The sequence below is a fragment of the Rhodococcus sp. BP-349 genome (assembly GCF_019835845.1).
Classification (GTDB): Bacteria; Actinomycetota; Actinomycetes; order Mycobacteriales; family Mycobacteriaceae; genus Rhodococcoides.
The window spans coordinates 69,398-96,054 of the sequence record NZ_JABUDR010000002.1; the positions used below are offsets into that span (position 1 = coordinate 69,398).

At 68.3% G+C, this 26,657-nt stretch carries 23 protein-coding genes and 2 tRNA genes; 9 read left to right on the top strand and 16 right to left on the bottom strand.

Translation table 11 applies throughout. The features are described 5' to 3' along the window. Positions 1–131 precede the first annotated feature (131 nt). The 6 genes from HQ325_RS10755 to pknB are packed head-to-tail and all read left to right on the top strand — an operon-like array spanning position 132 to position 8,357. Positions 132–593 (top strand): FHA domain-containing protein, encoded by a 462-nt coding sequence (locus HQ325_RS10755; protein ID WP_222629369.1) that lies wholly within the window; start codon positions 132–134, stop codon positions 591–593. Continuing rightward, positions 590–2,050, top strand: a complete 1,461-nt coding sequence (locus HQ325_RS10760; protein WP_222629370.1) for a PP2C family serine/threonine-protein phosphatase — start codon at positions 590–592, stop codon at positions 2,048–2,050. The genes HQ325_RS10755 and HQ325_RS10760 overlap by 4 nt, the downstream gene beginning before the upstream one ends. Continuing rightward, positions 2,050–3,534 carry an FtsW/RodA/SpoVE family cell cycle protein gene (locus HQ325_RS10765; protein ID WP_222630940.1) on the top strand — a complete coding sequence of 495 codons (1,485 nt, stop codon included), beginning with the start codon at positions 2,050–2,052 and terminating at the stop codon, positions 3,532–3,534. The genes HQ325_RS10760 and HQ325_RS10765 overlap by 1 nt, the downstream gene beginning before the upstream one ends. Further along, positions 3,531–5,018 (top strand): penicillin-binding transpeptidase domain-containing protein, encoded by a 1,488-nt coding sequence (locus tag HQ325_RS10770; RefSeq protein ID WP_222629373.1) that lies wholly within the window; start codon positions 3,531–3,533, stop codon positions 5,016–5,018. Before HQ325_RS10765 ends, HQ325_RS10770 begins: the two co-directional genes overlap by 4 nt. A 7-nt stretch (positions 5,019–5,025) precedes the next feature. After that, positions 5,026–6,426 (top strand): serine/threonine-protein kinase, encoded by a 1,401-nt coding sequence (locus HQ325_RS10775; RefSeq protein ID WP_222629375.1) that lies wholly within the window; start codon positions 5,026–5,028, stop codon positions 6,424–6,426. Continuing rightward, positions 6,423–8,357 (top strand): Stk1 family PASTA domain-containing Ser/Thr kinase, encoded by a 1,935-nt coding sequence (gene pknB / locus HQ325_RS10780; RefSeq protein ID WP_222629377.1) that lies wholly within the window; start codon positions 6,423–6,425, stop codon positions 8,355–8,357. The genes HQ325_RS10775 and pknB overlap by 4 nt, the downstream gene beginning before the upstream one ends. Before the next feature lie 18 nt (positions 8,358–8,375). Here pknB and HQ325_RS10785 read toward each other — a convergent pair whose 3' ends face one another. Next, positions 8,376–9,008, bottom strand: a complete 633-nt coding sequence (locus tag HQ325_RS10785) for an aminodeoxychorismate/anthranilate synthase component II (protein ID WP_222629379.1) — start codon at positions 9,006–9,008, stop codon at positions 8,376–8,378. Between the two features lie 127 nt (positions 9,009–9,135). Here HQ325_RS10785 and crgA point away from each other — a divergent pair, with 127 nt between their 5' ends. Both crgA and HQ325_RS10795 read left to right on the top strand, forming a co-directional pair. Further along, positions 9,136–9,399: a cell division protein CrgA gene (gene crgA, locus HQ325_RS10790; RefSeq protein ID WP_027505930.1), complete on the top strand. Its 264-nt coding sequence runs from the start codon at positions 9,136–9,138 to the stop codon at positions 9,397–9,399. Between the two features lie 78 nt (positions 9,400–9,477). Further along, complete coding sequence (locus HQ325_RS10795; protein WP_222629381.1) at positions 9,478–9,939, top strand: PH domain-containing protein; 462 nt, start codon at positions 9,478–9,480, stop codon at positions 9,937–9,939. Here HQ325_RS10795 and HQ325_RS10800 read toward each other — a convergent pair. Continuing rightward, positions 9,936–10,829 carry a rhomboid family intramembrane serine protease gene (locus HQ325_RS10800; RefSeq protein ID WP_308014530.1) on the bottom strand — a complete coding sequence of 298 codons (894 nt, stop codon included), beginning with the start codon at positions 10,827–10,829 and terminating at the stop codon, positions 9,936–9,938. The two genes, HQ325_RS10795 and HQ325_RS10800, sit on opposite strands and share 4 nt — an antisense overlap. A 50-nt stretch (positions 10,830–10,879) precedes the next feature. Then, positions 10,880–11,416, bottom strand: a complete 537-nt coding sequence (locus HQ325_RS10805) for a peptidylprolyl isomerase (RefSeq protein ID WP_222629383.1) — start codon at positions 11,414–11,416, stop codon at positions 10,880–10,882. 33 nt (positions 11,417–11,449) lie between these two features. On the opposite strand from HQ325_RS10805, the gene HQ325_RS10810 reads away from it, so the two are divergent. Next, a complete protein-coding gene (locus HQ325_RS10810; RefSeq protein ID WP_222631161.1) occupies positions 11,450–11,812 on the top strand; it encodes a hypothetical protein in 363 nt (120 codons plus the stop codon). 14 nt (positions 11,813–11,826) lie between these two features. Here the strand turns inward: HQ325_RS10810 and HQ325_RS10815 are convergent, their stop codons facing one another. The 13 genes from HQ325_RS10815 to dnaN all read right to left on the bottom strand — a co-directional run bounded on the left by HQ325_RS10815 (position 11,827) and on the right by dnaN (position 26,656). Further along, a complete protein-coding gene (locus HQ325_RS10815; protein ID WP_222629385.1) occupies positions 11,827–13,143 on the bottom strand; it encodes an alpha/beta hydrolase in 1,317 nt (438 codons plus the stop codon). Positions 13,144–13,257: 114 nt separating this feature from the next. After that, positions 13,258–14,253: a GGDEF domain-containing protein gene (locus HQ325_RS10820; RefSeq protein ID WP_308014529.1), complete on the bottom strand. Its 996-nt coding sequence runs from the start codon at positions 14,251–14,253 to the stop codon at positions 13,258–13,260. Positions 14,254–14,374: 121 nt separating this feature from the next. Continuing rightward, positions 14,375–14,447 (bottom strand) — tRNA-Ala (locus HQ325_RS10825). Between the two features lie 132 nt (positions 14,448–14,579). Continuing rightward, a tRNA-Ile gene (locus tag HQ325_RS10830) sits at positions 14,580–14,653 on the bottom strand. A 98-nt stretch (positions 14,654–14,751) separates the two neighbouring features. Beyond that, the gene (locus HQ325_RS10835) at positions 14,752–15,717 is read right to left on the bottom strand and encodes a DUF3566 domain-containing protein (protein ID WP_222629386.1); all 966 of its coding nucleotides are present in this window, start codon (positions 15,715–15,717) and stop codon (positions 14,752–14,754) included. Then, positions 15,714–18,236 carry a DNA gyrase subunit A gene (gene gyrA, locus HQ325_RS10840; protein WP_222629388.1) on the bottom strand — a complete coding sequence of 841 codons (2,523 nt, stop codon included), beginning with the start codon at positions 18,234–18,236 and terminating at the stop codon, positions 15,714–15,716. Before gyrA ends, HQ325_RS10835 begins: the two co-directional genes overlap by 4 nt. Before the next feature lie 37 nt (positions 18,237–18,273). Beyond that, positions 18,274–20,319: a DNA topoisomerase (ATP-hydrolyzing) subunit B gene (gyrB, locus tag HQ325_RS10845; protein ID WP_222629390.1), complete on the bottom strand. Its 2,046-nt coding sequence runs from the start codon at positions 20,317–20,319 to the stop codon at positions 18,274–18,276. Between the two features lie 253 nt (positions 20,320–20,572). After that, positions 20,573–21,694 (bottom strand): PDR/VanB family oxidoreductase, encoded by a 1,122-nt coding sequence (locus tag HQ325_RS10850; RefSeq protein ID WP_222629392.1) that lies wholly within the window; start codon positions 21,692–21,694, stop codon positions 20,573–20,575. Next, the gene (locus HQ325_RS10855) at positions 21,694–22,584 is read right to left on the bottom strand and encodes a metal-dependent hydrolase (protein ID WP_222629394.1); all 891 of its coding nucleotides are present in this window, start codon (positions 22,582–22,584) and stop codon (positions 21,694–21,696) included. Before HQ325_RS10855 ends, HQ325_RS10850 begins: the two co-directional genes overlap by 1 nt. A gap of 127 nt (positions 22,585–22,711) precedes the next feature. Next, positions 22,712–23,257, bottom strand: a complete 546-nt coding sequence (locus HQ325_RS10860; RefSeq protein WP_222629396.1) for a DUF721 family protein — start codon at positions 23,255–23,257, stop codon at positions 22,712–22,714. Continuing rightward, on the bottom strand, positions 23,254–24,519 hold the full coding sequence (recF, locus tag HQ325_RS10865) for a DNA replication/repair protein RecF (RefSeq protein WP_222629399.1): 1,266 nt from the start codon (positions 24,517–24,519) through the stop codon (positions 23,254–23,256). Before recF ends, HQ325_RS10860 begins: the two co-directional genes overlap by 4 nt. Beyond that, entirely contained in the window at positions 24,520–25,443 is a 924-nt protein-coding gene (gene gnd, locus HQ325_RS10870) for a phosphogluconate dehydrogenase (NAD(+)-dependent, decarboxylating) (RefSeq protein ID WP_308014562.1), read from the bottom strand. 28 nt (positions 25,444–25,471) lie between these two features. Next, on the bottom strand, positions 25,472–26,656 hold the full coding sequence (gene dnaN, locus HQ325_RS10875; RefSeq protein ID WP_027505942.1) for a DNA polymerase III subunit beta: 1,185 nt from the start codon (positions 26,654–26,656) through the stop codon (positions 25,472–25,474). Between the last annotated feature and the right edge of the window lies 1 nt (position 26,657).

Genomic DNA, 26,657 nt, shown 5'->3' on the forward strand with positions numbered 1-26,657 from the left:
GACCGGCGACGGGCGCCGACGGCCGACACCGGCCGTCGGCGCCTGCCCTTATGATGCTCCGAGACGGGACGTCCCCGGGCGACCGAGAGAGCCGCGACCCGGCTTCTGGTGACACGAGGAGGTGACACGCTGTGCAGGGATTGATTCTGCAGCTCACGCGAGCTGGCTTCCTCCTGATCCTGTGGTTGTTCGTCTGGGCAGTGCTGCGCACCCTGCGGTCGGACATCTACGCGGCCTCCGGGCTGCGCGTGGCACCGCGGTCCCGTAAGTCACCGGTGTCGCTGCAGGGCCGCAAGGCGAAGGTGGCGAAGCAGCTCGTGGTCACGCAGGGTTCACTCGCCGGTACCCGCATCACGCTCGGGTCCCAGCCGGTCCTCATGGGTCGTGCGGACGACTCGACGTTGGTCCTCACCGACGACTACGCGTCGACGCGTCACGCGCGGTTGTCTCCGCGCGGAGGTGACTGGTACGTCGAGGACCTCGGCTCCACCAACGGCACCTACCTCGACCGGGCCAAGGTCACGACGGCGGTGCGCGTCCCGCTGGGCACGCCGGTCCGCGTCGGCAAGACCGTGATCGAGCTGCGCCCGTGACACTGGTTCTCCGTTATGCCGCGCGCAGCGATCGCGGTCTCGTGCGATCCAACAACGAGGACTCCGTCTACGCCGGCGCCCGACTGCTCGCCCTCGCCGACGGCATGGGAGGGCACGCTGCCGGTGAGGTCGCCTCCCAGCTCATGATCGCGGCGCTCGCCCACCTCGACGACGACGAGCCCGGAGCCGATCTCCTGGGCAAGCTCGAGCGCGCGACGCGCGAGGGCAACGCCACCATCGCCGAGCAGGTCGAGGAGGATCCCGAGCTCGACGGCATGGGTACGACGCTGACCGCGATCCTGTTCGGCGGCAGGAAGATCGGCCTCGTCCACATCGGTGACTCCCGTGCCTATCTGTTGCGCGACGACGAGCTGACGCAGATCACGCGGGACGACACGTTCGTCCAGTCCCTGGTGGACGAAGGCCGGATCACCGCCGAGCAGGCGCACTCGCACCCGCAACGATCGCTCATCATGCGCGCGCTGACCGGGAACGAGATCGAGCCGACGCTCACGGTCCGGGAGGCCCGCGCCGGGGATCGCTATCTCCTGTGCTCGGACGGCCTGTCCGACGTCGTCAGCAGTGAGACCATCGCCGACACCCTCCGCGAGGGTGAGAACGACGAGTGCGCCGACCGGCTCATCGAGTTGGCGCTGCGCAGCGGTGGCCCCGACAACGTCACCGTCGTCGTCGCCGACGTCATCGACCTGGACTACGGACAGTCGCACCCCATTCTCGCCGGGGCAGCATCGATGTCGGACGAGGAGGACGCGCCGCCGCCCGACACCGCCGCCGGGCGCGCCGCCGCCATGCGTCCGCCCCGCACCACGCCGAAGCGCGTCGTGACGCCGCCGCCCGTGCCGGAGAAGAAGTCGCACAAGCTCCGGTGGTCGTTGGCCGGCCTCGGCGTGGTCGCCCTCCTCGTCATCGGTCTCGTCGTGGGTTGGCAACTGCTGCAACGCAACTACTACGTCGGAACCGACGACGGCCGTGTGGTCGTGATGCGCGGAGTCTCCGGTTCCGTGCTCGGCTTCTCGCTGCAGGAGGTCGATCTGGTCGGCTGTGTGCGCGACGGGGCCACAGTCGGTGCGGACGCGACGGTCGAACTGCGCGCTCCCGGCGACGCCGACTGCACGGTGCTCGGCGTCGACGATCTCCAGCCCTCGGCCCGCGAACAGGTGCGCTCGGGACTGCCGTCGGGCACCCTCGACGATGCACGCACCCAGGTGGCGCGGCTCGCGTCCGGTGATCTGCTGCCCCCGTGCGATCCGCCGGCGAGCGCCACCACCACACCGAGCCCGACACCCGAGGCCACGCCCGCTCCCACGGCGGCGCCGCCCGTGCCGGACCCGGCAGTGCCCGTCGATCCGGCGGCTCCCGTGACCACCACGATCGAGCCCACCCCGGCACCGACGCCGACGCTGGTGGCGGGCCAGACCTGCAGGACGGGTTCGTGATGTCCGCCTCGAACCTGCCGACCCCGAACCGGCCCACCCCCAGCCAGTCGTCCGCTTCGTTCCCCAGCCCGCCCGGTGGATTCGCCCCCGCCCCGCCGCAGTCGACGAAACGCGGTGTCGAAGCGGCGCTGCTCGGTGCCGCCGCGGTCATCACCACGGTGTCGCTGGTTCTCGTCGAGGCGAGCCAGGAGCAGGCCATCACCTGGGACCTGGCGAAGTACGGCCTCGCCTACCTCGCGATGTTCGCGGTCGCCCACGCGGCGGTCCGGCGCTTCGCCACCCACGCGGATCCGCTCCTGCTCCCGGTCGTCGCCATGCTGAACGGGCTCGGACTGGTGCTCATCCATCGACTCGACCTCGCGGCGCAGCAGTCGGCGGTGTACCTCGGCGCCGAGACGCCGTCGGCGGACGCCACCCAGCAGGTGCTGTGGACGGCACTGGGCATCGCCGGGTTCGTCGCCGTCCTCGTGCTGGTCCGCGACTACCGCACTCTCGCGCGGTACGGCTACACCCTGGGCCTCGGCGGCCTGGTGTTCCTGGCCCTGCCTGCCGTCCTGCCCTCGTCGTTGTCCGAGGTCAACGGTTCGAAGATTTGGATCCGTCTGCCCGGCTTCAGCATTCAACCCGGCGAGTTCTCCAAGATCCTGCTGCTCATCTTCTTCGCCTCGGTGCTGGTGGCGAAGCGGGAGCTCTTCACCACCGCGGGCAAGCACGTGCTCGGCATGGACTTCCCGCGCGCCCGTGATCTCGGCCCCATCGTCGTCGCGTGGATCGTGTCCATCGGCGTCCTGGTGTTCGAGAAGGATCTCGGCACCTCGCTGCTGATCTACTGCACGGTCCTGGTGATGATCTACGTCGCCACCGAGCGCGTCGGCTGGATCGTCGTGGGCGTCGCGCTGCTCCTGCTCGGCTTCCTGCTCGCGTACCAGTTCTTCGGGCACGTGAAGATCCGTACCGACACGTGGCTCGACCCGTTCGCGGACTACAACGACACGGGCTATCAGATCTCACAGTCGCTGTTCGGTCTCGCGACCGGCGGCATGGGCGGCACCGGGCTCGGCAGTGGCAGGCCGTCGCAGGTGCCGTTCGCGAGCACCGACTTCATCATCGCGACCATCGGCGAGGAGCTCGGCCTCATCGGCCTGGCCGCCGTCTTGATGCTCTACCTCGTCTTCGTGCTGCGCGGGCTGCGTACCGCCCTCGCGGTGCGCGACAGCTTCGGCAAGCTGCTGGCCGCCGGGCTGTCCGTCACCATCGCGGTGCAGTTGTTCGTCGTGGTCGGCGGCGTCACCAAGCTCATCCCGCTCACCGGTCTCACCACACCGTTCATGTCCTACGGAGGATCCTCGCTGCTCGCGAACTACGCTCTGGTCGCCCTGCTGATCAAGATCTCGGACGCCGCGCGGGCGCCCGTCGTGCCGCAGAAGCGCGGGCCGGCGGCTCCGATCGGTGACGCTCCCACCGAGGTGGTGAAGCGCCCGTGAACACACCTCTGCGCAGAGTCGCCATAGGCGTCATGGCCATGATCGTCGTCCTGCTGGCCAACGCGACGTACGTCCAGGTCATCAAGGCGGACGATCTCCGAACGGATCCGCGGAACTCGCGGGTGCTGCTCGACGAGTACGCACGCCAGCGTGGGCAGATCTCGAGCGGCGGCCAGGTGCTCGCCGCCTCCGTCGCGACGGACGATCGCTACAAGTACCTGCGGACGTACCCGGCCAATCCCGCCGCACCGTCCAGCCCGGCCGCCAACGCGCCGGTCACCGGCTTCTACTCGATGCTGTACTCGAGCACCGCCCTCGAGCGGTCCGAGGACGCGGTGTTGAACGGCTCGGACAACCGACTGTTCGGCAAGCGGTTCTTCGACCTTCTCTCCGGCCGCGATCCCCGCGGCGGCAACGTCGTCACCACCATCGATCCGGTCATGCAGCAGGTCGCCTACGACCAGTTGACCTCGAAGGGCTACACCGGCTCCGTCGTGGCCATCGAGCCGTCCACCGGCAAGATCCTGACGATGGTCAGCACGCCGAGCTACGACCCGAACGAGCTGGCGACGCACGACGGCGAGACGTCGACGCAGGCGTGGGAGCGACTGAGCAGCGATCCGGGTGAGCCCCTGGTCAACCGCGCGGTCTCGCAGACCTACCCGCCGGGATCGACGTTCAAGGTGGTCGTCACCGCGGCGGCACTGGCGGCCGGATCCACCCCGGACACCCAGCTGACGGCGGCGCCGACCATCACGCTGCCCGACACGTCGACGACGCTCGAGAACTACAACGGCTCCACGTGCGGCGGCGGCGCCACCGCATCGTTGCGCGAGGCGTTCGCGCGCTCGTGCAACACCGCCTTCGTGGAACTCGGTATCGACGCGGGCACCCAGAACGTCAAGAACGCCGCGTCGGCGTTCGGCATCGGCGAGGCGAACCAGGCCGTGCCGATCCCGGTGGCCGACAGCACCGTCGGGGAGATCCCCGATGACGCCGCCCTCGGTCAGAGCAGCATCGGCCAGCGCGACGTCGCACTGACTCCGCTGCAGAACGCCGAGATCGCGGCCACCATCGCGAACGGCGGAGTGCGGATGGCGCCGCACATGGTGGCCCAGCTGCAGGGTCCGGATCTGTCGACCCTCGACACCACCGAGCCCACGTCGCTGGGCCAGTCGATCTCTCCCGAGGTCGCGTCCACGCTCACCGATCTGATGGTCGGCTCGGAGAACAACTCCGGGGGCGAAGGCAAGATCGCGGGTGTGCAGATAGCGTCGAAGACCGGCACGGCCGAGCACGGCAGCGATCCGCGCAACACTCCTCCGCACGCCTGGTACATCGCGTTCGCGCCGGCGCAGGACCCGAAGATCGCCATCGCGGTCATCGTCGAGAACGGTGGTGACCGCGCACTCGCCGCCACCGGTGGGTCCGTCGCGGCACCAGTGGCGAGAGCAGTGCTCGGCGCCGGATTGCAGGGGAGGTGAGCCCCGCATGAGTGGAGGCCTGGGTAACGGAGCAGTGGTCGCCGACCGCTACCGACTGCTCCGACTGATCGCGACCGGTGGAATGGGACAGGTCTGGGAAGCGACGGACAACCGGCTCGATCGCCGCGTCGCCGTCAAGATCCTCAAGCCCGAGTTCTCGGACGATCCCGAGTTCGTCGAACGGTTCCGAGTCGAGGCGCGGACCACCGCGCTGCTGAACCATCCCGGCATCGCCAACATCTACGACTACGGCGAGGTGCGGGACGCCAACGGGCAGTCTCTCGCGTATCTCGTGATGGAGCTCGTCATCGGCGAGCCCCTCAACACGGTGCTCTCGCGCATGGGTCGGCTTCCGCTGGTCCACGCTCTGGACATGCTCGAGCAGACCGGTCGGGCGCTGCAGGCAGCTCACCGCGCGGGCATCGTCCACCGTGACGTCAAGCCGGGCAACATCATGATCACGCCCGACGGGACGGTGAAGATCACCGACTTCGGCATCGCCAAGGCCGTCGACGCCTCGCCCGTCACCCGCACCGGCATGGTCATGGGCACCGCGCAGTACATCGCACCCGAACAGGCGCTCGGTCAGGACGCGACCTCCGCGTCCGACGTCTACTCGCTCGGCGTCGTGGGCTACGAGGCCATCAGCGGGACCCGTCCGTTCGTCGGCGACGGCGCGCTGACAGTCGCGATGAAGCACGTGCGGGACGCCGCGCCGCCGCTTCCCGGCGATCTGCCGCAGCCGGTGCGGGAACTCATCGAGATCACCATGACGAAGGACCCGGCCGCGCGCTACGAGAACGGCGGCGAGTTCGCCGACGCCGTCGCCGCCGTGCGCGCCGGCCGACGCCCGCCCGCCCCGGGCACGGCGTCCGGTACCGGTCGGGTTATCCCGCCCGCCGGTGGACCGTCCAGCACCCGGATGATGACCACCTCCGCCACCGGCTACGCCGCCGCGGCTGCAGCCACACCGCGGGCACCGGAACCCGATCGGGACCGCCCGTCCGGCATGACCCCCGGGCAGAAGGCACTGGCCTGGGCTGCCGGCGGACTGCTTCTCCTCGCCGCCGTCGTCGCGTTCGGACTCTTCGTCTTCACCGAGAGCAACGGCTCGACACCGGTCGTCACCTCGACCACCACGGCTGCGCCCACCACGGAGCCGACCACCACCACCACGCGGCCGACGACCACCACCACCGAGCCCACGACGACGACGACGACCACCACCACCACCACGACCACCACCACCACGACGGAACCGACGACGACCACCACGACCACCGAGCCCACGACGACCACCACCACGACCGCCGGGGGGCTGTTCACCATCCCCGGTCTGGGCGGCGGGAACGGTAACGGCAACGGCGACGGGAACCCGTTCAACTACGCACCGGGAGGATCGCGTTGACCACACCGCGCAAACTCTCGTCCCGGTACGACCTCGGGGAGATCCTCGGTTTCGGTGGCATGTCGGAGGTCCACCTCGCGAAGGACGGTCGTCTCGATCGCGACGTGGCCATCAAGGTGTTGCGTCAGGATCTCGCGCGCGATCCCACGTTCTACCTGCGATTTCGTCGTGAAGCGCAGAATGCTGCGGCACTGAACCATCCGGCGATCGTCGCGGTGTACGACACGGGTGAGGCCGAGACCGAGACGGGTCCGCTGCCGTACATCGTCATGGAGTACGTCGACGGTGACACGCTGCGCGACATCGTCCGCGCCGAGGGTCCGATGGCTCCCAAGCGCGCGATGGAGGTCATCGCCGACGTCTGCGCCGCCCTCGATTTCAGCCACCGCAACGGCATCGTGCACCGCGACGTGAAACCGGCCAACGTGATGATCAACCGCGCCGGTGCGGTCAAGGTCATGGACTTCGGCATCGCGCGGGCCATCGCCGACAGTTCGTCTCCGATGACGCAGACCGCTGCCGTCATCGGCACCGCCCAGTACCTGTCGCCCGAGCAGGCTCGCGGCGAGCAGGTCGACGCGCGGTCCGACGTCTACTCGCTCGGCTGCGTGCTGTTCGAGATCCTGACCGGCGAGCCGCCGTTCACAGGAGATTCCCCGGTCGCGGTCGCGTACCAGCACGTGCGGGAGGATCCGCGGCTGCCGTCGTCGGTCAATCCGGACATCCCGCGTGAGCTGGACTCGATCATCCTCAAGGCGATGAGCAAGAACCCGGCCAACCGGTACCAGAGTGCTGCGGACATGCGGACCGATCTGATCCGGGTCCTCGGCGGTCAACGGCCCAGTGCGCCGATGGTCATGAACGACGAGGATCGCACCACCATCCTCGGCTCGATGGACGCGCCGCGACCCGGCGCGCGGCCGGCGTCCGACAGCTCGGGCGAGCCTCGCCGGATCGCCCGCCACGCACATCCCGACGTGGACGACGACGAGGACCGACCCCGGCGCAAGGGTCTGCGCGTCGCCGTCATGGCGCTCGCCGCGCTCGTGGTCGTCGGCATCGTCGGTGTCTTCCTCTGGAATCTCGGACCCGGTGCGGAAGCTCGTTCGGTGACCGTCCCGGACGTGTCCGCGCAGACCGCGGACGCCGCCCGCACCACCCTCGAGAACGCCGGCTTCCGCGTCGACGTCCAGCAACGATCGGATGCGACGGTGCCCGAGGGTTCCGTCATCGGGACACGACCCGTCTCCGGCACCACGGTCGACGAGAACAGCACGCTCGTGCTCGAGGTGTCCACCGGGCCGGAACAGATCCAGGTCCCGCAGCTGGCAGGACTGACGCAGAGCGCTGCGGAACAGGCACTGGTGCAGGCCGGTCTCGCACTCGACCCGTCGGTCGGCCGCGCAGCATCGTCTCGTGCGGACGTCGACAAGGTCATCGGCCAGGAACCGGCACGCGGATCATCGATGGCTCAGGGCTCGTCGGTGCGCATCACGCTCGGATCCGGACCGCGACAGGTCCGGGTTCCCGACGTGGTCGGTCAGAACATCGAGGTGGCCCAGCCCAACATCGCGGGTGCCGGTTTCCTCGTCGACCGCCAGAACGTCGACTCGACGCTCCCGGCCGGTGAGGTGGTCGCCACGACGCCCGCGGGCGGCAGCAACGCCACCGACGGCGACACCGTCGTCGTGCGGGTGTCGAACGGATCGCAGTTCGAGATTCCCGACCTGGTGGGCCAGACCCCGGTCCAGGCAGTCGATCTCCTCCGCGCCGCCGGCTGGGAGGGCACCGTCGCCGAGCTCGACCAGGTCGACGTCCAGACCTCCGACCTCACGCAGGTCAACCGTGTGCAGCAGCAGGCGGTCGCGCCCGGCACGGCCATCGCGAAGACGGCGCGCGTCAACCTGACCGTCGGCAAGTTCGGGCTCTGACCCGACGCCGCCCGGCGCTCAGACGCGGGCGGCGCTCTCGAGCTCGGCCACCAGGCCCGGCTCGGGTGCCTCGCCGCAGACGGCGAGCCAGTTCGCGAGCATGCGATGACCGCCCTGCGTCATGACCGACTCGGGGTGGAACTGCACGCCGTGGATCGGCAGCTCCCGGTGGCGCATCGCCATGACGATGCCGCTCTCGGTACGCGCGGTCACCTCGAGGTCGTCCGGGATCGTGTCCTCCCGCACTGTCAACGAGTGATACCGCGTCGCGGTGAAGGGATCCGGCAGGCCCGCCAGCACGCCGTCGCCGGAGTGGTGGACCACGCTCGTCTTGCCGTGCAGCAGTTCCGGTGCGCGTTCGACGACGCCGCCGAACGACGCACCGATGGCCTGGTGTCCGAGGCACACACCCAGCAGGGGCGTTCCCGATGATGCGCACGCCTGCACCATCTCCATGGTGACGCCGGCACGCTGCGGTGTGCCGGGGCCGGGACTGAGCAACACTCCGTCGACCTCCGACACCGCGGCCTCGACATCGAGCACCGCAGGGTCGTCGTTACGCAGTACCCGAGCCCGCGTCCCCAGCTGGCCGAGGTACTGGACCAGGTTGAACACGAAGCTGTCGTAGTTGTCGACGACGAGGATGCGCATGTCACAAGACTAATGCCGCACGGGTCGGAGCTCGGCTGCAGGTTATCGTGGACGTCAGCAGTGAGCGTCCCCACCGTGGCTCACTCCCCGCCCGCCTGCAGTCCGGCACGAGAGTTCGAGGTCATCCATGCCCAAGTCGAAGGTCCGCAAGAAGCCCGACTACACCATCGACCCGGCGTCGCGGACGCCCGTCAAGGTCAAGGCTGCTCCGTCGAGCACTCTGTATCTGTCGGTCATGTTCGGTTTCATGGTGCTCGGTCTGGTGTATCTCATCGTGTACTACCTCGCCCAGGACAGCATCGGATGGATGTCGGATCTGGGTGCGTACAACCTGCTCATCGGCTTCGGTTTCTGGATCGTCGGCCTCGTCATGACGATGAAATGGCGTTGACCGGGGATTCCACCGCCATGCGCGCCAGAATTACACGCGTGTTGTTCATCCACACTGTGGATAACTTCTGTGGATAACTTGTCCACAGGTGGCCGCGAGACACCGCAGTCGTGGTCCACGCCCCTCGCCGCGGTGGCCGCGCTGGGAGTGGGAGCCGCCGCGCTCGCCGCCGCTGCCGTCGCCACGACGGGTGATCCGGCAGGCCGCGCGCTCATCGGACTCGCGGCACTGGCTGCCCTGGCACTGGCTGCGCTGGCCGCGGTACAACGCCCGAAGCTGAGCGTCGACGGTGACGTCCTGCGCATCAGAACTCTGCGTGGAGCCCGCGAGTACGGGCGCGACGACGTGCTCTCGCTCCGCCTCGTCCCGTACCCACGACTCGGTCGACGGGTTCCGATGCTGGAGATGGACGTGACCGACGGCGCCGACGAGCGGCTGGTCATCTTCGGTCGCTGGGACCTCGGCGCCGATCCGCGCGCCGTGTTCGACACTCTGGAACTGCGCGGGTGGGTCGACGCGGGCTGGTCGCAGCGGGACTAGCCCACGACGAAGGTCGGCGCGAGCGTCGCAGCACGCAGACCGATCAGCGCCAGAGCGAGCAGCCCGACACCGGCGATGCCGAACCACCCCAGCCGGCGTGACCGACGGGCGTCCGATCCGGTGACGAACAGCACCGCGGCCGTGGCGGCGGCACCGGCGGCGAGACCACCGAGGTGCCCCCACAGCGAGATGCCGGGGATCGCGATGCTCAGCACCACGTTGAGCCCGATCACGACGAGCACCGGGATGGGGCTGCGGCGCAATCGGACGAGGATCACGGCCTGTGCACCGAGCAGGCCGAAGACGGCGCCCGACGCTCCGACCGTGGCCACCAGGGGGCTGGACAGCCACATCACGGCCGCGGCCCCGCCGAGCAGGGCGACGAGATACACGGCCAGGTATCGCGAGCGCCCGAGCACCAGTTCGCAATCGCGGCCGATGACGTACAGGGCGAACATGTTCACGGCGAGGTGCACGATGCCGGAATGCAGGAAGCCGCTGCCCAGGATGCGGACGACGTCGCCGTCGGCCACCAGGAGCGGGACGAGCTGCCAGCTGCGGAACAGCGAGCTCGACTGGTTCGCCAGGCCACCGGACTGTGCGGCGGTGAGGGCGAACACGAGAATATTGAGCGCCATCACCGCGTAGGTGACGACGGGGGTGGCGACGGTCCTGCTGACGCCGCCGGCCATCGTGCGAGCACGCGGGACGGACCGTGCTGCCTGCGCCACGCAGTCGACGCAGTGTTGACCCACCGCAGCCGGCCGCAGGCATTCCGGGCAGGCCGGTCGCTCGCACCGGGTGCAGGACAGGCCGGTGGGCCGATCGGGGTGGCGTACGCAGGTGGAGAGGGGCGGCACCGGAGCGCCGCCCCATCCTGTTCCTGTCACGTCACACCGCTTCTGTCACGGGTGTCCACGCGGGAACCACCTCGGTCGGATCAGGCAATGGTGACGGATTCGATCGTGACGTCCTTCACGGGGCGATCTCCGCGGCCGGTCGCTGCCGAGCCGATCTCGTCGACGACCTTCTGCGACGCGGGATCGATGACCTCGCCGAAGATGCTGTGGCGACGGTTCAGGTGCGGCGTCGGGCCGACGGTGATGAAGAACTGCGAGCCGTTGGTTCCGGGGCCCGCATTCGCCATGGCGAGCAGGTACGGACGGTCGAACGACAGCTCAGGGTGGAACTCGTCGTCGAACTTGTATCCGGGACCGCCCGTGCCGGTGCCGGTGGGGTCACCACCCTGGAGCATGAAGCCCGCGATGACGCGGTGGAAGATCGCGCCGTCGTAGAAGGGTCCCTCGGAGGTGCCCGACGCGTTCTTCGTGCTGTAGTCCTTGGTGCCCTGCGCGAGACCGACGAAGTTCTCGACCGTCTTCGGCGCGTGGTTGCCGAAGAGGGCGATCACGATGTCGCCGTGATTCGTGTGCAGGGTCGCGGTCTGAGTCTGTAGAGGTGAGGTCACAACGTCCATCGTGCCACCCGGGGAATGTGCAAGGGTGAACGGATGACGTCAACACCCGACAGTGCCACCGCCAAGAAGGCGCTCGGCATCGCCCGTGACACCGCCCTCACGCTCGCGAAGGGCCCCGCAGCAACAGGTTTCGTCGTCACTCGCAAGGGGGTGTCGGTCCTCCGGTCACGGCGCGCCCAGCAGCGTGCCGCTCGTCCGGCACCCGTACGTGCGGTGGCACCCGTACGGCGCCGTCGCTTCGTTCCCGGCCGCCGCGCCGGCGTGCTCGGACTGCTCGTACTCCTCGGGGCCGGTGCCGTGGCGTTCTCTCGATCACGTCGCACCGAGCTGCCCCCTCCCGCCGCCGAGCCGCCGAGCCTGGGCACCCCGACGACCAACGGTCACCGGGCGCCCTGACACTGCTCCGCCCGTCAGAGCATCCCCAGCACGAACCGCGCCACGTCGGCGAGGTCCACGGTCCGCGCGGCAGGCGGGCTCGGCCGTCCGGCCACCACCTCGGCCACGGCCCGAGCCGACACGCTTCCCGGCTCCAGGTAGTCGGCGTGGCCCACGGTGCCCGCGGTGTCGAGTGCCTCGGTCTCGGGTCGCTCGCTGGGATCGGGTCCGAACCATCCCAGGTCGGCGACCGGGTCCCACGCCGCCTCGGCCACGTGCACCGGACCCGGCGCGGCTGCAGCGGCACGGTCGCTCCATCCGGGTGATCCCATCACCACCACTGCGTCGACGGGGGCACCGGCCGCGATGGCCTGCGCCGCGACGACGGTGCCGTAGGAATGCGCCACCACCGTCACCTCCGGGGCGGGATCACCGTGCCGCCGGTCGCCGAGCGCGTCGAGAACGTCGACGAGTGCGGACGCCCCGACCGCGGCCGGTGCGGTCGAGGCCACGCTGCGCCCCGGCTCGATGAGCTCCGTGTTCCATTGCGGCGCTTCGTATCCGAGCCACGACACACCCGCGGTGACCGAGCCGGGCGCGAGCGCACCCGCCTCGGCGACGAGTGCCGCCGTCTCGCCGTCGTGTCGCGCGACGGACGCCTCCACCGTGGTCCCGGCGCCTGGAACCATGACCGCCACTCGGTCCGCGCCGTCGAGGTCGCCGACGGACACCGCCGCCAGGGTGCGGCGCGAACCCGCCTCGTAGTGCACGAGGCGGCGCTCCGGACGCGCGAGCACCTCGATCAGCGCGTCGAGGTCCGCCAGGCGCTGCCTCGTCTCGGCGAGCCCCGCGTCCAGGTTCGAGAACGCGCCGCCGAACGCGGTGTCGTCGAGTCGCGCGGACAGGTCCCGCTCGGCGACGACGAGGCGCTCACGGTCCTCGGCCATCCGCGCCCGATCGACCGTGTCGAGCACCGCCGCGGCTCGTGTGGGCGCCGGCCCCGCCGACTCGTCACCGCCTGCTCTGGTCAGATCCTCCGCGACCGTGCGATCGAGTTCGACGAGCGCGCCCGTGCGATCCGCTGGATCCCATCGCGACAGAGCCGAGCGGTCGTCACCGGCACGAGCGAGGACGTCCGCGATCCGCCCCAACACGTCCGCTCGCGTGGAGAGGTCCGCCACCGTCCCCCCGAGGACCGACCGAGCAGCGTCCGCGGCCGGTCCCTCCCACCCCTGCAGTGGCCCGGCCGCGGCCACCCGATCGATCAGCACTCGCAGGCGGGTCCTCGTGGACACCAGCCTCGTGTGCATGCTCCACATGTCCGGTGCTGTCCACACCACAGACTCGCTCACGCCGACCCCCGTCACTCCCGAGACGGCACGTGGTGGCCGCCTCGTCGAGCGGTCAGTCGACCAGAACGGGCGACCGGACCGACCTTCCCCGTCCACAGCCCGGGGATCGAGTGGTCAGCGGCGGTCGGCGGGCACTCCGTGGTCCTCGATGACGGCCCTGGGCACCGGCGTGGACATCTGTTGGGCGCCGCGGCTGCGCTTCGCCTTGTAGAGCTCTGCATCCGCGGCTCGGTAGATCTCCGACCACTTGCGCACGGTGGGCATGCAGACGAGGCCGACGCTCCACTCGGCCGAATGCGCTGACCGCAGCCGCTCCAGAAGTGTCGCCGCCTCGCTCTCACCCGTCCCCGGCATGAACAGCACGAACTCGTCGCCGCCGAGACGTCCGAGGACGTCGCCCTTCCGCAACTGACCGCGCCACGCCGCCGAGACCCGCTCGAGCAACACGTCGCCGGCGATGTGCCCGTAGATGTCGTTCACGGTCTTGAAGTTGTCGAGATCGAGCACCGCCATGCTCACCGGCAACCCACGGGAGGCGAAAACCGGGAGAAGCTTCTCGACGCGACCCTCGAGGCCCTGGCGATTGAGGAGGCCGGTCAGGGCATCGCGTGACGCCGAGTGCCGCATGCGCCGCGAGTGGGAGCCGAAGAACTCCGCGGCGGCCACGATGCCCAGCGCCGTGAGGACGTAGGCGACCGTCGGCATGCTCGACGGCGACAGCGCGGCTGCTACCACGGACCCCACCGTCAGGACGCTGACCCACACCCAGCCGCCTCGTTCGCTCCAGTACCCCGCGAGCTGCATGCCCAGGAACATCGCCGCCTGGCTCAGCAGCAGGTACGCCACCGGACCGTCCGACGTCAGGAACATCGCGCACAGGGACGCGACGGCGCCGCCCGTCACGATGCCCAACGTGCGAGGCGAGGTGGGGCGGGGGCCGAAGTACAGGACGGCAGCACCGAGAAGTTGAAGGCATGCGGCGAGGACCATGACGACGGTCCCGGTGGTGGTGCCCGAGAACGCGACGGCCCCGGCGATGAAGAGAACAGCGGTGGGGCAGAGATAGACCACCATCGCGGTGCTCGCTTCTGTTCCTCGTCCGGAGTTCACGCGTCAAGTATCGACGATGACGGGCACAGTGGTGGACGAAGCATCGCCGGTGGGCATGGTGACATGTCCAGAGACGAGAAAACCCTGCTCCGGCACGCGGAGCAGGGTGTTGTCGACACTGTGGAGCCTAGGAGATTCGAACTCCTGACATCTGCCTTGCAAAGGCAGCGCTCTACCAACTGAGCTAAGGCCCCTGATCGACGTCCGGAAGTCGATGCCACCGGGTGCTCTCCACGCGAATCGCGCGGACGGTGACGGCAACGAGAACCGACGTCACGAGGGCGGGGATCAGAATCCTCACGGACTTCCTTTCTCGCTCTCGTTCGTGGGCCTAGGAGGACTTGAACCTCCGACCTCTTCCTTATCAGGGAAGCGCTCTAACCGCCTGAGCTATAGGCCCGCACTCGGCCCGCAGAGCACGGTGGAACGCGCTGTGCTGACCGAGGAACGAGATTACCGCACACACGGCGCGAGACCAAAACGCCGGTGTGCGACGGGTCAGTCCCGGTCCGCCAACGTCACTTCCAGGCCGCCGACGAGATCGGAGCACAGGTTGTAGATGAACGTGCCGATGGTCGTCAGCGCGGTGAACAGCACCACGTTGATGAGACCGATGACCGCGGCATACCCGAAGATCTGCCCGGCCGACACCAGCCCGGACTCACCGGAGGTGGCGACGATGTCGGAGAACGCGTTGTTCAGTCGATCCCACACGCCCATACCGTCCAACACCATGTACAGCAGGCCGACGGCGACCATCCAGACGAAGAACAACGACACGGAGATCACGAGCGACAGCTTCAGCATCGACCACGGGTCGATCTTGCGCACCTGAACGGTCGCCCGCAACGGCTCACCCGACTCCGACGGCCGCGCCGTCATCATCGGGGTGGCGCGCTCGGCGCGCTGGTCCTCCTGCTGCGGATGACGGACCGTCGAGAGATCCGGCATGTCGGTGGGCAGGTCGTTCCGCGCGATGTTGCGCGTCGGCCCGTCGATGACCGCCGCCTTGGCCGTGGCCTCGGCGGGACGTCCCTGGCGCGGACGGTCCTGGCCGTCCGTCGGCCGCGCGGCCGGCTGCACGGACGTGCGCGCCTGCCCTTGGTCCGGACGGGCCTGATCTGGGGTGCGACCCCCCGGGGCGGGACGACTCTGCAGGTTCGTCTGCGGCTGACGCTGAGGTGGCTGCTGCTCGCGTACGGGGGCCTGCTGGGAGTCCGGTGTCCGAGCCGGACGGGGACCCTGATGGCCGGGGTCCTGCCGAGCAGGGTCCTGCCGAGCGGAGTCCTGCTGCACCCCGTCCTGGCGCGCGCCGTCCTGCTGGGCAGGCGGCCACGCCGCGGGCGGGCGAGGTGCCGGGGGTCCGCCGGCAGGCCGTGGGGCCTGACGGTCGGACGTGGTGCTCGGCGCGGGGCGTCCGTTTCCGGTGGACCCGGGCTGTTCGGGAGTACTCACTGCGCTCATGACTCCTTGGATCCGTCGGCCTCGGCGTTCCCGAGGTCCTCCGGCTCGTCCGCGTTGCGTGCAATGGCCAGCAGGTTGTCACCGTCGCCGAGGTTCATCAGGCGAACGCCCTTGGTCTGGCGGCCGGCCTTACGAACCTGCCGAGCCGCGGTGCGGATGACACCGCCGCTCGAGGTGATGGCGTAGAGCTCGTCGTCGTCCTCGACGATGAGCGCTCCCACCAGGGTGCCACGACGCGGGTCGTACTGAATCGTCAGCACGCCCTTGCCACCGCGCCCCTGCGGGGGGTAGTCCTCCATCGCCGTCCGCTTCGCGTAGCCACCGGATGTGGCGACCAGCAGGTACGTGCCGTCCTTGACCACGTTCAGCGACAGCAGTGCGTCCTCGCCGTTGAACCGCATGCCCTGGACACCCGACGTGGCGCGGCCCATCGGACGCAGCACCTCGTCGGTTGCCGAGAACCGGATCGACTGTCCCTGCGCCGAGACGAGCAGCAGGTCGTCGGAGTTGGTGCAGAGAACTGCCCCGACCAGCTCGTCGTCGCCGCGCAGGTTGACGGCGACGATGCCACCGGAACGGTTGGAGTCGAAGTCGGCGAGCTTGGACTTCTTCACCAGACCGGCCTTCGTCGCGAGCACCAGGTAGGGCGCGTCGTCGTAGGTCTTGATCTGGATGATCTGCGCGATGCGCTCGTCCGGCTGGAAGGCCAACAGGTTTGCGACGTGCTGTCCGCGGGCCGTGCGGTTGGCCTCGGGAAGCTCGTACGCCTTCGCCCGGTAGACCCGACCCTTCGTGGTGAAGAACAGGATCCAGTCGTGCGTCGAGCAGACGAAGAACTTGCTGACGATGTCGTCCTGCTTGAGACCCGCGCCCTGCACACCCTTGCCGCCGCGCTTCTGCGAGCGGTAGAGATCGGTCCGCGTGCGCTTGGCGTACCCCGTCTCGGTGATGGTGACCACGACGTTCTCGCGCGCGATCAGATCCTCGTCACTCACGTCGCCGTCGGCCGCGATGATCCGGGTACGCCGATCGTCGCCGAACTTGTCGACGATCTCCTTCAGCTCGGAGCGCACGATGTCACGCTGGCGCTCCGGACGGTCGAGGATGTCCTGCAGGTCCGCGATCTCGATCTCGATCGCGGCGAGCTCGTCGACGATGCGCTGCCGTTCGAGGGCGGCGAGACGGCGCAGCTGCATCGCGAGGATGGCGTCGGCCTGAATCTGATCGACATCGAGAAGGTCCATCAGACCCTGGCGTGCCACGTCCGCGTCGGCGGACCGGCGGATCAATGCGATGACCTCGTCGAGGGCGTCGAGCGCCTTCACCAGACCGCGCAGGATGTGGGCCCGCTCCTCGGCCTTGCGCAACCGGTACCGCGTACGACGGACGATCACGTCGAGCTGATGCGTCACGTACAGCTTGATCATCTGGTCGATCCGCAGGGTGCGCGGAACGCCGTCGACGATCGAGAGCATGTTGGCACCGAAGCTGGTCTGCAACTGGCTGTGCTTGTAGAGGTTGTTCAGCACCACTTTCGCCACGGCGTCGCGACGCAGCTTGATGACGATGCGCATGCCGACACGGTCGGACGACTGGTCCTCGATGTCGGAGATGCCGGCGATGCGGCCGTCCTTGAGCTGCTCGGCGATCGAGGCGATCATGTTGTCCGGGTTCACCTGGAACGGCAGCTCGGTGACGACTATCTGCGTGCCGCCGCGCTCACCCTCCTCGATGTCGACCACGCCGCGCATCCGGATCGATCCGCGACCGGTCCGGTACGCGTCCTCGATACCCTGCGATCCGACGATGAGGCCGTGGGTGGGGAAGTCCGGGCCCTTGATCCGCTCGATCATCGCCTCGAGAGCGATCTCTTCACTGGCCTCGTAGTTGTCCAACATCCAGTACACGCCCTCGGCGAGCTCCCGAAGGTTGTGCGGCGGAACGTTGGTGGCCATGCCGACAGCGATGCCGCCGCTGCCGTTGGCGAGCAGGTTGGGGAACCGCGCGGGCAGCACGGTCGGCTCGAGGGTGCGGCCGTCGTAGTTCGCGATGAAGTCGACGGTCTCCTCCTCGATGTCCGCGAGCATCTGCATCGCGAGAGGAGTGAGCCGACATTCGGTGTACCGCATGGCAGCCGGGCCGTCGTTGCCGCGGGAACCGAAGTTGCCCTGACCGTCGACCAGCGGATAGCGCAGGGACCACGGCTGTGCCATGCGTACGAGGGTGTCGTAGATGGAGCTGTCTCCGTGGGGGTGGTAATTGCCCATGGTCTCGGCCACTGGACGAGCCGACTTCACGTATCCGCGATCGGGCCGATATCCGTTGTCGAACATGGCGTACAGCACGCGACGATGTACGGGCTTGAGACCGTCGCGCACCTCCGGCAGAGCTCGACCGACGATGACGCTCATCGCGTAGTCGATGTAGCTGTTCTGCATCTCCTGCTGGATGTCGACCAGCTCGATGCGGTCGGACGTCGGTCCGTCGCCGCCCGTGGGGGGCAGGGTGGTGTCTGTCATTGCATTCTCCTAGCGCGGCGCCCGAGGCGCGGAGCGCCTATACGTCGAGGAAACGAACGTCCTTGGCATTACGGGTGATGAAGCTGCGGCGTGCCTCGACGTCCTCACCCATGAGGATGGAGAAGAGCTCGTCGGCGGCGGCAGCGTCGTCCAGCGTCACCTGACGCAGCACGCGCACGCTCGGATCCATCGTGGTCTCCCACAGTTCCTTCGCGTTCATCTCACCCAGGCCTTTGTAGCGCTGGATGCCGTCGTCCTTGTTGATCTTCCGGCCGGCGGCGAGCCCGGCCTCGATCAGTCCGTCGCGTTCGCGATCGGAGTAGGCGAACTCGGGGTCCACGCCTCGCTGCCACTTGAGCTTGTACAGCGGCGGCATGGCCAGGTACACGTAGCCGTGCTCGACGAGGGGTCGCATGAAGCGAAAGAGCAAGGTGAGCAACAGAGTCGAGATGTGCTGACCGTCGACGTCGGCGTCGGCCATCAACACGATCTTGTGGTAACGCAGCTTGGCGATGTCGAACTCGTCGTGGATGCCGGTACCGAAGGCCGTGATGATCGACTGGACTTCGGTGTTCTTCAGAACACGGTCGATGCGCGCCTTCTCGACGTTGATGATCTTGCCGCGCAACGGAAGAATGGCCTGATACATCGAGTCGCGCCCGGACTTGGCGGAGCCGCCGGCCGAGTCGCCCTCCACGATGTAGATCTCGCACTTCGACGGATCGTTGGAGCGGCAGTCCGCGAGCTTGCCGGGCAGTCCGCCGATGTCCGTGGCGCTCTTGCGCCGCACCAGATCTCGGGCACGGCGTGCCGCCGTACGTGCCTGCATCGAGGCGACGGCCTTCGAGATGATGAGCTTGGCCTCGGCCGGGTTCGCCTCGAACCAGTGGGTCAGATGTTCACCAGCGGCCTTCTGCACGAACGACTTCACCTCGGTGTTGCCCAGCTTGGTCTTCGTCTGACCCTCGAACTGGGGCTCACCGACCTTGACGGAGATGATCGCGGACAGACCTTCACGGATGTCGTCGCCCGTGAGGATGCCGTCCTTCTCCTTCACCAGTTTCTTCTCGGTCGCATACTTCTTCACGACGTTGGTCAGCGCGGAGCGGAACCCCTCCTCGTGCGTGCCGCCCTCGTGCGTGTTGATCGTGTTGGCGAACGTGTGCACGGACTCGGTGTACGTCCCGTTCCACTGCATCGCGATCTCGAGTTCGTGACCGGTTCCCTTGGCCGAGAATCCGACGACCGACGGGTGGATCGGCGCCTTGGACGGCGGCTTGTTGATGTACCGGACGTAGTCCTCGAGTCCACCGGGGTAGTGGTAGGTCCGGGTCTTGATCTTGGCCGGCGCGGACGACGGCTCCACGGGCTCTGCTCTCGGGCTCTCGGCGAGTTCGCTCTCGGAGGCCTCGTCGGCGATGCGCTCGATGTCCGAGGCGCGCTCGTCGGTGAGGACGATGGTGAGCCCCTTGTTCAGGAACGCCATCTCCTGCAGGCGACGAGCGACCGTGTCGAACTTGAAGACCGTCTCCTCGAAGATGCCGGCGTCCGGCCAGAACGAGATCGCCGTACCGGTGCGCTTCGTCGGCTCACCCTTGATCAGTTCGCCGGGGACGGACCTCGTGTAGGTCTGCTCCCAGTGGAAGCCGTCGTTGTCGACCTGCGCGAGCAGCGTCGTCGACAGGGCGTTGACCACGGAGATGCCGACGCCGTGCAGACCACCGGACACCGCGTAGGAGTCGGAGTCGAACTTGCCGCCCGCGTGCAGCTGGGTCATGACGACCTCGATGGTCGGGATGCCCGACGAGTGCATACCGACGGGGATGCCGCGACCGTCGTCCACGACGCGCACGCCGCCGTCGGCGAGGAGTGTGACCTCCACCGTGGTGGCATGGCCGGCCATGGCCTCGTCGACGGAGTTGTCGACGACCTCCCAGATCAGGTGGTGCAGGCCGCGCTCACCGGTGGAACCGATGTACATACCGGGTCGCTTGCGCACCGCCTCGAGTCCTTCGAGGACGGTGATCGACGACGCGTCGTATTCCTTCGGCTTGTCGCTCTTGCCTGCCTTGGGGTCAGCCACGGTCAGCTGTTCTCCTTCTCGACTACGCTCCCCCGACACTCACCACGGTCGGTGAGGACGGCAGAGGACCTCGACCCGAAAAAATGCGCTCGGGGACACATGCCCCTCGCGCTCGGTGGTCTTTACCGGTCCATCGTACCGGTAAAGCGCGGGTCGCGGCTCACGTCGACACCCGAAACGGCCCCTCATTGCGTCGGAGACGGACTTTTCTCGTGTTCCACGGCTCAATTCGTGGGTACGGGGGCTCCGCGCGTCACAGATCGAGCGTCAGACGCTCCCCCGCCGACCGCGACACACAGATCAACATGTGATCCTCGCGCTCGCCGTCGGCCAACCGCCGGTCGCGATGCTCGGGGCGGCCCGCGAGAACCTTCACCTTGCAGGTCCCGCAGAAGCCCTGACGGCACGAGTACGGCACACCGGGGACGACCTCGCGAATCACGTCGAGTGCCGTCCGGTCCGCAGCGACGTCCACCACCGTCCCGGACGACGCGAGCTCCACAGTGAACGGGGACCCGGCGACGACGGGTGGCGGGGAGAACCGCTCGTAGTGCAGGCGTGTCGCCGCGGTACCCGAGATCCCGGCCCGCACCAGGGCCAGCATCGGCGGCGGTCCACAGCAGTAGACGGAGCCGCCGTCCGGAGCATGGCGTAGGAGATCTGCAGCGGTGGGCAGGCCGTCGACATCGTCGGTCCGGACCGTCACACGCTCCTGCTCCCAGGTGGACACCTCGTCGAGGAAGGGCATCGACTGCCGCGAGCGTCCGCTGTAGACGAGGTGCCAGTCCATGCCGAGAGCCCGGGCACGGCGCACCATCGGGATGATCGCGGTGATGCCGATGCCGCCGGCGACGAACAACGCGGATCCGGACGCGTAGAACGGAAAAGCGTTGCGGGGGCCGGTGACCGACAGTTCGTCGCCCACCGTCAGGGTGTGCATCTCGGCCGAGCCACCGCCGCCGTCCGGCACGAGCCGCACCGCGATGGAGTAGGCGTCCTTCTCCAGCGGGTCACCGCACAGCGAGTACTGGCGACGTCGCCCGGAGGGCAGGACGAGGTCGAGGTGACTGCCCGGGTGCCACGGCGGAACGTCGCCACCGTCGACTCGGCGCAGCGTCAGCCCGACGACGTTCTCGTCTCGACACAGGGTGAACCGCTCGGACACGGCCATCGTGTGCGTCCGCGTCTGGATCGGCGCCGCGCGAGCCTTGTACTTCGCGTGGTCCAGGAACGCGAACACCTTGTCCAACCCGTCCGTGATCTGGGCGAGCGATTCGTCCATGCCGCCCTTGCCGAACAGATCCTCGGGGATCGTGCGGGACGCGCGGTACTCGCGTACGGCCGCGATGGCTCGTACGAACGTGCGATCGCGCATCAGACTGTCGCGGCCCTCGCCGCCGGAGAGGTGGCGAGATAGGCGACTGCCAAGGAGGTGGATCCCTCCTTGGACGGGTGGTAGTCCTTACGTAGGTACCGCACGGACGCCTTGCCGACAGCCGAGGCGGTGGGGAACAGACCGCGCTGCGTGACCGCTCTCAGCTGCTTCAGCGAGTACTTGCGCTGGTCGTCCGTCAGAGTCGGGTCGTTCTTCATCAGGTAGCTGAGACCGCGACCCCACATCGTCACGACGGTGGGCGCGACCATGAGATAGGTACGGATTCGCCGGAATCGGCGTGTGTCGAAGTACTGCAGCACGTCGTAGGCCACTGCGCGATGCTCGACCTCCTCGGCACCGTGCCATCGCACGAGGTCCAGCATGCGGGGATCCACGTCGGCGGCGTCGAGACCCTTCTCGGTCAACACCCACATACCGAGGAACGACGTGAGGTGCTCGATCGCCGCGATGAGAGCGATCCGCTCCACCAGACTGTTTCTCGTGTTCGTCGGCCGCTTGTCCAGCGCGACGCGGAACACGTACTCCATGTGCTTCACGTACGGCGACGGATCCAAGCCCTGATCGGCCAGATACGTGTGGATGCCGGCGTGCGCTTGCGCGTGCATGGCCTCCTGGCCGATGAATCCGATGACGTCGGCGCGCAGCTTCTCGTCGTGGATGAGCGGCAAAGCTTCCTTGAAGACTCGCACGAACCACTCCTCACCCTCAGGGAGGAACAGGTGCATGACGTTCATGAGATGCGTGGCGAGGGGATCGTCGTCCATGTAATGCATCCGCATGTCGTCCCAGTCGAACGAGACGTCGCGCGCCTGCAGGACGACGGGTCCTGGATCGTCGTTCATCATCGGGTCCTTTCGATGGCTGATCATTCGATCATTCGCGACAGAGCGCGGTCATGGATCGGATCCACCGAGACGCTGTCCCCGATCACCACATCCGGTCATTCCCTCGTGAAACGGTACCCATCGCGATCGAACCGATCAATGGGGCTCGGTGTCAGCCGTAGGTGTCCCGAGGCCCCCGACCGGACACGTGCCGGTCCCCCTTCTTCCAGCTGGGCGCGGCGGGCCCGGTGATGCGCAGCGACGTGACCACACCGTGGCCCACGGATGCCGCGATCTTCGCGAGGATCTGCGACTGCATCAGCCGCAGTTGGGTGGCCCACGCCGTGGACTCCGCCGACACCGCCAGCACTCCGTCCCGGACGGACACGGGCTCGGCATGCGCCGCGATGTCCTCACCCACCACCTGGGGCCAGCGCCCGAGCACCGTGCCCTCGTCGACCTTCGCGGACCATCCGCGCGACGCCGCGAGTGTCTTCGCCAGCGACCCGAGTGCCTGGGGATCCCGATCGTCGGGCCGCGAGCCGGACCAGGTACGCGACCGTCGCGGCCGGCGTTGCGTCGACGCGCGACCCTGCCCCACGGCCTTGCCGTTGGCCTTGGCGGCCGCGCGGGCGTTCTCGAGCGCGCGCCGCGCGATGTCCGCTCCGCGCAGCGGGGGCTCGGCCGGATCGCCGCCGGACGTCGTCTCGTCCGTCATGACTCCTCCTCGACGTGGCTCGTGTCCACATCAGTATCGGGCGCGCCTCCGACAGGATCCGGTTCGGACACCTCGGTCAGTTCGGATCTGCGTGCGCCCTCGGTCTCGTGGGCGCGGACGTCCATGCGGCGCGCTCGCAACTCGGGCGGCACGTCCTCGGGCACTGCCGCGGTCACCAACACCTGCTCCGCCGTCACCGCGACTCCCGCCAGGGCGGTCCGCCGCGCACGATCGAGTTCGGCGAAGACGTCGTCGAGGAGGAGCACGGGATCCGAACCCTCGGACCGCAGCAACTCGAACGCGCCGAGCCGCAGGGACAATGCGAAGGACCACGACTCGCCGTGACTCGCGAACCCCTTGGCAGGATCGGTTCCGAGTACGAGGTCGAGATCGTCACGATGCGGGCCGACGAGGGTGACCCCGCGTTCGATCTCCCGCGTCCGCATCACCGAGAGTTGTTGCAGGAAGGCTGCTTCGAGCACCTCGACGTCGTCCGGTTCCTCCGTTCGACCCAGCGCGAGCATCTCGGGGGGCATGGCGTCGGCGAGACTGCTCCGGTACGCGACGGCCGCAGGCCGCGACGACGGTGCGATCCGGCGGTAGGCGTCGACGACGAAGGGACCGACGTCGCGTACCGCGCGCAGCCGGTGCTCCACGATCTCGGCACCGAAGCCGGCGAGTTGGCCGTCCCACACGTCGAGTGTGGCCAACGCGTTCGCGCCGTCGCTCGACGACGATCCCCGTCGGAGCACTCCACTCGCACTCTTGAGGAGCGCGGACCTCTGCCTGAGTACACGGTCGTAATCCGCACGGACAGCGGCCATTCGAGGAGAGCGCGCGACGATCAGATCGTCCAGGTAGCGGCGCCGCTCGCTCGGATCACCGCGCACCATCGCGAGATCCTCGGGTGCGAACAACACCGTGTTCAGGATGCCCAGCACCTCACGGGTCCGACGCACCGGAGAGGTGTTGATGCGCGCACGATTCGCCCGCCCGTCGTTGATCTCGACGTCGACGGTGAGCTCACGCCCGAGGTTGACGACAGACGCCCGCACGAGTGCCCGTTCGGCACCCGTACGAATGAGCGGACCGTCGGCCGACACCCGGTGTGAGGACAACGTCGCGACGTACCCCAGTGCCTCGAGAATGTTCGTCTTCCCGTGACCGTTGGGACCGACGAACACCGTCACTCCCGGCGCGAGGTCCACCGAGAGTTGGTGCCAGGAACGAAAATCGACCAGGGTCGCCGAGCGGACGAACACTTACGCGCCGGTGCTCTCCGTGTTGGGGGCACGCTGCACCGCGTGTCCGCCGAACTGGTTGCGCAGCGCGGACACGGCCTTCATGGCCGGCGAATCCACTTGCCGCGAGGCAAATCTCGCGAACAGCGCGGCCGAGATGACGGGAGCCGGCACGGAGTGCCGGATGGCTTCCTCCACGGTCCAGCGCCCTTCGCCGGAATCCTGTGTGTAACCGGAGATGTCGGTGAAACCCGGATCCTCCTGCAAAGCCTTCACGAGGAGATCGAGCAGCCACGACCGCACGACGGTGCCCTTGGTCCACGCGCGCACCACACCGGTGACGTCCTCGATGAGATCCTCCGCGGCGAGGAGCTCGTACCCCTCGGCGTAGGCGTGCATGAGGCCGTACTCGATACCGTTGTGCACCATCTTGGCGTAGTGACCTGCGCCCACCGGACCGGCGTGGACGAAACCGTCCGCCCGCTCACCCTCGGGACGCAGAGCATCGAAGACGGGCATCGCACGTTCGACGTCCGCCGCGGCGCCGCCGACCATGAGGCCGTAGCCGTTCTCGAGACCCCAGACGCCGCCCGAGACACCGGCATCGACATAGCCGATACCCTTCGCGGACAACAGTTCTGCATGCACCGCGTCGTCGGTGAAGCGCGAATTGCCGCCGTCGATCACGAGATCGCCCTCGGACAGCACGCCGGCGAGAGTGGTGACGGTGTCGCGCGTGACGGGACCCGACGGCACCATCACCCAGACGATGCGGGGAGCGGGGAGCGCGGCGGCGAGGGCCTCGAGCGACTCGACGTCGGTGACCTCCGGCCGCGGATCGTAACCGGTGACCTCGATGTCGTGGCGCCGCAGGCGCTCACGCATGTTGAAGCCCATCTTGCCGAGACCGACCAACCCGATGTTCATGCGTGGCTTCCTTTCGATGGACCTGCGCCGGTGCCTGGCGAGCGACTCAGCCCGGAAGGCGTACCGGCATGAGCAGATACGTGTACGCACTCTTCGGTGCGCTGAACGTTCCGGTCTCGTCCGGCTCGAGCTCGTCCTCACCCGCCGGGCGCAGCACTGCGGGCCGGCTCGGTGTGGTGAACCCGAAGGACACCCGCTCGGAGTGCAGCGAGTTGAGACCGTCGATGAGATACCCCGGATTGAACGCGATCACCAGGGGCTCGCCCTGGAAGTTCGCCTCGATCGACTCCTCGGCCCGGCCCGCATCGTCGCCACCGGCGGACAGGGTGACCGTGTCGGCCGAGAACTCCAGGCGGACCTGAGCGCCACGCTCGGCGAGCAGCGCGACGCGCTTGATGGCCTCGAGGAGGGGAGCGATGGGCACGCTGGCGACCGCGGTGTGCTCGGACGGCAGCAGCTGCCGAAACTTCGGGAACTCCGCGTCGAGCAGGCGGGTGGTGGTCCGGCGGCCGTCGCTGACGATGCCCAGCAGGCCGTCGTTGCCGATGTGCGAGGCGGAGCCCAGAGCGAGCTCGACGCCCGACTCCGCGCCGCCACCAATGCTTTTCGCGGATTCGGACAGCGTCTTCGCGGGGATGAGCACCGCGGCGGCCGTACCGGGTGCGGCCGGAGTCCAGTCGAGTTCGCGGACGGCGAGACGGAAACGGTCGGTGGCGGCGAGCACTACGGAGTCCCCGTCGATCTCCATCCGGATGCCGGTGAGCATCGGAAGCGTGTCGTCCCGGCCGGCGGCGATGGCCACCTGGCTGATGGCTTCGGCGAACACGTCGACCGGGACGGTGCCCGTCTGCGACGGCAACTCGGGAAGCTGTGGGTAGTCCTCCACCGGCATCGTCGGAAGCGAGAACTTGGCACTGCCGCACGTGATGAGCACCTTGGTCCCGTCGACCGACACGTCGACCGGCTTGTTCGGCAGCGACCGCGTGATGTCGGCGAGCAGCTTGCCCGACACGAGCACCTGACCTCCGCCGGCGACCTCGACGGGAACGCGTACCTGGGCCGACACCTCGTAGTCGAAGCCGGACACGGTCAGCCCGGAGTCGTCCACCGACAGCAGCACACCGCCGAGGACGGGAACCGCCGGCCGGGACGGAAGCGACCGGGCCACCCAGGCCACCGAATCGGAGAAATCTTCTCGAGCAACTCGAAACTTCACACTGCCAAGCTCCATC